The organism is Microcoleus sp. (genome assembly GCF_041354475.1).
Classification (GTDB): domain Bacteria; phylum Cyanobacteriota; class Cyanobacteriia; order Cyanobacteriales; family Microcoleaceae; genus Microcoleus.
In genome coordinates, this window is record NZ_JBGJZU010000130.1 from 1 (window position 1) to 5,956 (window position 5,956).

7 protein-coding genes and 1 tRNA gene are annotated in these 5,956 nt (G+C 44.8%); 3 read left to right on the forward strand and 5 right to left on the reverse strand.

Annotated features, from left to right (window positions below):
* The 3 genes from ACBR23_RS27730 to ACBR23_RS27740 form a co-directional block, all read left to right on the forward strand.
* Nucleotides 1-569 (forward strand): hypothetical protein (locus tag ACBR23_RS27730; protein ID WP_371125717.1); only part of this gene is annotated, 569 nt, incomplete at its 5' end.
* Nucleotides 570-629: 60 nt separating this feature from the next.
* Nucleotides 630-700: transfer RNA gene (locus tag ACBR23_RS27735), tRNA-Gly, on the forward strand.
* A gap of 440 nt (nt 701-1,140) precedes the next feature.
* Complete coding sequence (locus ACBR23_RS27740; RefSeq protein ID WP_371115375.1) at nt 1,141-2,358, forward strand: HhoA/HhoB/HtrA family serine endopeptidase; 1,218 nt, start codon at nt 1,141-1,143, stop codon at nt 2,356-2,358.
* Between the two features lie 122 nt (nt 2,359-2,480).
* Here the strand turns inward: ACBR23_RS27740 and ACBR23_RS27745 are convergent, their stop codons facing one another.
* The 5 genes from ACBR23_RS27745 to ACBR23_RS27765 all read right to left on the reverse strand — a co-directional run bounded on the left by ACBR23_RS27745 (nt 2,481) and on the right by ACBR23_RS27765 (nt 5,398).
* The gene (locus tag ACBR23_RS27745) at nt 2,481-2,828 is read right to left on the reverse strand and encodes a DUF760 domain-containing protein (protein WP_341739839.1); all 348 of its coding nucleotides are present in this window, start codon (nt 2,826-2,828) and stop codon (nt 2,481-2,483) included.
* A gap of 42 nt (nt 2,829-2,870) precedes the next feature.
* Nucleotides 2,871-3,386: an SMC-Scp complex subunit ScpB gene (gene scpB / locus ACBR23_RS27750; RefSeq protein ID WP_236508362.1), complete on the reverse strand. Its 516-nt coding sequence runs from the start codon at nt 3,384-3,386 to the stop codon at nt 2,871-2,873.
* Between the two features lie 187 nt (nt 3,387-3,573).
* Nucleotides 3,574-4,248 (reverse strand): hypothetical protein, encoded by a 675-nt coding sequence (locus ACBR23_RS27755; protein ID WP_341739840.1) that lies wholly within the window; start codon nt 4,246-4,248, stop codon nt 3,574-3,576.
* Nucleotides 4,249-4,408: 160 nt separating this feature from the next.
* Nucleotides 4,409-4,660 (reverse strand): TIGR02450 family Trp-rich protein, encoded by a 252-nt coding sequence (locus tag ACBR23_RS27760; RefSeq protein ID WP_341739841.1) that lies wholly within the window; start codon nt 4,658-4,660, stop codon nt 4,409-4,411.
* A gap of 513 nt (nt 4,661-5,173) precedes the next feature.
* Nucleotides 5,174-5,398 (reverse strand): hypothetical protein, encoded by a 225-nt coding sequence (locus ACBR23_RS27765; RefSeq protein WP_340524717.1) that lies wholly within the window; start codon nt 5,396-5,398, stop codon nt 5,174-5,176.
* Between the last annotated feature and the right edge of the window lie 558 nt (nt 5,399-5,956).

Genomic DNA, 5,956 nt, shown 5'->3' on the forward strand with positions numbered 1-5,956 from the left:
ATCCCAGACCGATCGCCTCTCCAGCCCCGATTCCGCAACCATTACCATATCCCAGACCGATCGCCTCTCCAGCCCCGATTCGGCAACCATTACCATATCCCAGACCGATCGCCTCTCCAGCCCCGATTCGGCAACCATTACCATATCCCAGATCTCCACTGCCAAATCCTCGGCGATCGCCAGTCAGGCTTCCTCAGCCACCAGAAAGTTCTGGTGCGATCGCTACTTTAGATTTAAACAGTATCCGCGGCGGCAATAGGGACATCCCCGACCAACTAGCCAGACCGAGGCAAAATCAGAAACAGATCGATGTTTTGCAGATTGGTTCGTCGGTTGTAAGCTTGGACGTGTTTTTGCAAATTGACGATCGAGGGAGACTTGCTGCGATCGGTAATGTTAAAGCTAGTAGCAATCAAGGGTCATCGTCCGGCAAAAGCCTTAATTTCGAGGCGATCGCCAGACAACTGTTCCGAGACTGGGAATTTCAGCCTGCGCGATCGGGCAGCAAGCCAGTTTACTCCGAACTGTGGGTGAGAGTGACGATTAAGCCACTTTTCGGGAGGTTATAAAAAAACTTTCCAAAATCTCTTGCTATTTCCAGAACTTTACGGTATTGTTAAAAGCTGTGTGCGGGCATAGTTTAGTGGTAAAACTTTAGCCTTCCAAGCTAATTATGCGGGTTCGATTCCCGCTGCCCGCTCTTTAACTTAAACAGCTAGAACCCTTGAGAAATCAAGGGTTTTCGCGTTTCTAGGACTTAGCGTCTGCGGTTGCACAAGGCATTTTGGAGACAAATTGGAGACAAAAACGGGCTGTTAGAAAGCAAATTGGAGACAAATTGGAGACAATTTGGAGACAATCAAGTGACTACAATTTGCCTAAGTTGGATACAAAGGCGATCGCCCTTCAATTCCTGAAACTGCTTCCAGAACTGAGAGCTAGTACCGAGAAATACAAGTTTGCGGTTTAACGCTAGGATAAAACAAGAAATAAACACCAGAATTACGAATGTCCAGCTAAATATAGACTGGGCAAGTTTTGGCTAGGTATTATAAAGCCTCTGGGTATCCCACGGGAGTTGTTAAATAACTAGCTCAGCACTGTTGGTGACTGAGTTTCCAAACCTATCAGGAGCTTCTTATGAGTTTATCTTTTAAGCAATTGACCCTTTATCTGACGTTGCTGTCCATCGGTGGAGGTATGGGATGGTTGGGAAATCGCTATCTCCAAAGTCCAAACGCCTTGGAAACTGGCTCGGTTTTGCCCGTGGTACGCCAACAAATCCCGCCTTATGCGTCTGTTCCCGTCCCATCCGATCGACAGCCCGATCGTGGCAATGCCAATTTTATTGCAGAAGCCGCCCAAAAAGTCGGTCCGGCTGTGGTCAGGATTGACTCATCAAGCAAAGTCGTCAATCAAGTGCCGGAAGCTTTCAAAAATCCTTTGTTTCGCAGGTTTTTTGGCGATAATTTGCCAGTACCGGAAGAAAAAATTAAACGGGGTACAGGTTCGGGGTTTATTCTCACTTCTGATGGCCGGATAGTTACTAATGCTCACGTTGTTTCCGGCAGTGAGACTGTGAAAGTTACCCTCAAAGACGGCCGAGAGTTTGAGGGTAGAGTCCAGGGGGTCGATTTGCTGACGGATGTGGCTGTGGTGAAAATTAATACCTCAAACTTGCCTCTAGTGGCTTTGGGTCGATCGGACAATATCGTACCCGGACAATGGGCGATCGCCATCGGCAATCCTTTGGGTCTTGACAATACAGTGACTGTCGGTATTATCAGCGCTACAGGTCGATCGAGCTCCCAAGTAGGCATCCCCGACAAACGAGTCCGATTTATCCAAACCGACGCCGCCATCAACCCCGGCAATTCGGGCGGCCCACTACTCAACGACCAAGGTGAGGTCATCGGCATCAACACTGCCATTCGTGCCGATGCTCAGGGCTTGGGCTTTGCCATTCCCATCGAAACTGCCAAACGAGTTTCCGATCAGCTATTCGCCAAAGGTAAAGCGGAACATCCCTATCTCGGCATTCAAATGGTCAGCTTGACTCCCGCGACACAGGCAGAAGTCAACAAACAGCTCAATGCTAAGATTTCCCTCGATAAAGGAGTAGCCGTGACCCGCATTGTGGAAAATTCCCCCGCTCAAAAAGCTGGCTTGCGTCCCGGAGACGTGATTGCCAAAATAGACGGCATTGCGGTTGATAATCCAGGGGACGTACAAGAAAGGGTGGAAAATACTGCTGTAGGCAAAGAACTGGAAATGGAAATCAACCGTCAGGGTCAAACTCAGAAAGTTAAAGTGCGTCCTGGTGCTTTTCCCATTTCAGGCAACTCGGCCGGTGGCTAGTCGCAGGGGAGCGAGGATGAATTTGATTCTTGGTTTGGTTTGAATGACTTTCATACCCTCGCGCCCTCGACCCATTTTTGAGCCTGTCTTTTCCAAACATCTTTCCCAAACAGTTCAAATTTTTATTTGCCGTCGGCAGATTTTGGTTTAATCGAGCTGGTGCTTGCCAAATGTTCTTCTAACTGCATCCTTTGCTCCATTTGTCGGAGAAAATAGCCAGTCATCATCGCTGAAGCCAGCAAACCCGCTAAGTTTTCTCGGTCGGTAGTAATTTGCACGCTAAAATTGTCTGAAGGCAAGATGCCTACAAGTCCTTGAACGTTGTGAGAGATAATCTCTTTGATCTCTGGGCTGACGGACTTGGCAACGCGATCTAAAACCTCTGGGGATTGGTGTTGGAGGTACTTCAAAAGTGGATTGTCTGTGGCTTGTTTGGCATTGGAACTGTCAAAGTCAGGGTGAAAAACCATTTGGCGATTCTTAATTTCTGGCTTGTTACATTCTAGTTTAAACTACTCGTCATTGCTTGGGTACAAATTTGCCTGAAAGTCAATTTGTAGTTGTTTGGGCAGTTGATCTACTTGAAAATACCGATGAAATTTGTCGGTAACTTGTAGCCAATACGAGCGGCTTTCGCTTGGTCGTCGTTTGCGGACAAAACCGAGTTCGACAAGTTCTTGCACTTGTTGGTAAGCACCTGAACCTCTTAAATTAACTAAGTCTGGCTGAGCGATGCCACCTTTGAGGGCGATCGCCGCTAGTGTCCGCAAAGCTCCAATACCTAATTCTGGAGGTATCAAAGTTTGCATTAAACTGGCAAACTCTTCTCTCAGTTGCAGGCTGTATCCTGTAGGCGTTTCCACCACTTCTAAGGCACTGTCGCGGTGAGCAGAGTCCGACATCAGTTCGATGATGGCATCTTCGACATCGGTGCGATCGCACTTGGCAATTTCCGCAATCTCTGCGATCGATACGGGCTGACCTTTGAGGTAAAGTATGGCTTCTATGGTAGTTGCTAAACGAGTCATTAGGGAATCGGGAATCGGGAATTGGGAAATTGGGGAATTGGGAATCGGGAAATTGGGGAATTGGGAATTGGGAATCGGGAATTGGGAATAACCATATTCAGTCATTAGCACGAGGGTTTCCTACCTATTCACATCTAGAACTAGAACCCAAAATAAACACCGTTTTTTACGGGTTCCAATGCCACATTTATTGCGGTTTAGTTAAATCAGGTTTCAATTCCATCATCCGGCTGTCGAGTTTGCGCGCTGCATCGTTAATTGTTAAAGTTGGTTGAGTACCATCGATATACATAATTGCCGTAAAAGCCCCTATTTTTCCCCGCCTAAATATAGCAAAATCTACATTGATTGGTATATTTTGTAATTTTCCTTGACTTCTCCAGCCCGCGGATACCTCACCAGTCTTGTCTTCCAAAGTTAAAGCAGTAGGATTGGTAAACTGCACTTCTTTGTTAGTATTTAACCCTTGAGAGAATTCCTTAGCCGCAGTCCCTGCACTGATTTCCTCATCAAACTTAGCTTGTTTCATCGAATCGGACAGTTGCGTTGTAAATCCGATCAGTAATTGAAACTGCTTGTCCTCAATTTTTTGGTAAGCGAAGACACTTGCTGGCTTAAAGTTAGGGTTCTGGTTAAGTTGATTTTTGAAATTTGCAGCCCCAGATGAAATCTCTGTAAAACCCGGAGGTAAGTCTTGTAAAGGAATGACTAAATTGGATAAGTCCGCTGCGGGTTCTGCAATATCGGCAGCTTGATTTTTGCTACGATCGACTCCTGGACTTGCGATCGACAGTTGCGCAACTCCACCTCCCAATGTAGCAGTAATTAGCAAACACACGAAGACCGATACAGTTTTTTTCATTGTTTTATGCCTTTGCTGATCCACCAAGCTTTAGTTTGAAAGTGCTCATACTGTAGACTTCTTATCCAACCACAAGAGAGTGCAAATGGGAAGCCTTACTTCCTTGTCTCAAAAGGAACTAACTAGGTTCCATGCCCTAGGCCCTCTATTCTCAAATATTTTACTCTGCAACTTCTAAATCCTCTAGTTCTTGGGTGGACTGCCATCCAGCTTGCCAGAGCGATCGATCTGTGAGCTGTTCCGAATTCAGCCAGAAACGGACATTCGGATCGCAAGCCGCCACCATTTCTGCAAATACCCATTTACCTTGGTTTTTTCGGTTGACTACTTGAAAATGCCGCCACCCCCAAGTTTTTTGCTTTGCTGTCCATCGGGAACCAACTAAATAAGGAAATTTTTGTTTTTTTTGCACAGTCTTTTTGTCTATCAATATGTGATGAACCAAGTTAAATTCAATAAGTCTCTCCGTTTAGCCCTAACCATAAAATATATAATTTATTCCGCCGTTCAATCCAACTAAATTATTTCAGGCCAATCAAGCAGTTTATTATATTTATTTGCCAACAATCCCCCTCCTTTTTCAAAAGTATGGGGCAGTTTAATGGCTGCCCCGGTAAATATTTATACCTATTGAATAGGGATTATTTTCGAGCCGATCCACACATATAAAATTCATCCAAAATTAGATAAATCGTGAATCTCCAATCTAAAAGCAATTAACACAGGTTATGGTTTTGAGCAATAATCCGTTCTGTGAAACTTAACCAGCATTTACTCGCTGTAAGTTGATGTTTTCTCACTGCTTAACTATGGGGAGTCGCCTCCTAGGATTTCACAGTCTCAACATCAGCCAGAACTTGCTTTACTTTTTCCAACAGAAGTTTAGCTAAATTTTGAACAGCATTTCAATCTCTGTCGATCTTTCTTAAGGCTTGTGTCCCGACAAATCCAGAGGAAGTTGGGGTAGCCGGAGTCTAACAGCATTTGTTTGCAACCAGAGAGTGATAGCGTGCTTCCGCTGCGGAGTCACATACTCTCCGGGTCTGATAACGCCAGCACAGACGCCGATGTTTTTAATAAGGGTTTCTCGTTCCGATGAACTTGCACCCTGTAGTAACCTGACTTGGGCTTTGATAAAATCCACGTTCATAGCTGAAAGTAAAAGTAAGTAGAGAACTCTGTTAAATAGCGATGCTTTGATTCCAATTGTAACTCTCAAACCACTATCTATGAATCAAATCGATTCCAGATCCCCAAGGTGAGGATTGTGGTGTGTAAAGCTAGCCAACTTTATTTACTTTATCTGTTTTTGCTAACAAAAGTGTCACTATACTAGCAGTTTTGAAAGTTTTTTTTATAGTTAAGAACTGTTACAATTTTTGATCCCATCTAGCCAGACAGCAGAACTTAGTGCTAATGTTGATTTCCTGAATTGCCCTGGTTCAACACTATCTCTAGCTGCTTGACCCCCCGGATTTTACCCCTGTGATTGGAAAAGCGATGGACCCCTTTACAGAGAGACACTGCCAGCTTAACCTGTGTTTTTTAGATCCGTCAACATGAATTGGGTTGAACTATAACGTGACATACTCCCACATCAAATCTGAGTACAGATTATGATGTGGGCTTCTTAACAGCCCGATGAAGGGTATGTAAGATTTCCTTGATGGTACTGTTATCCATAGAACCAACTATAGAAAGATTCCCA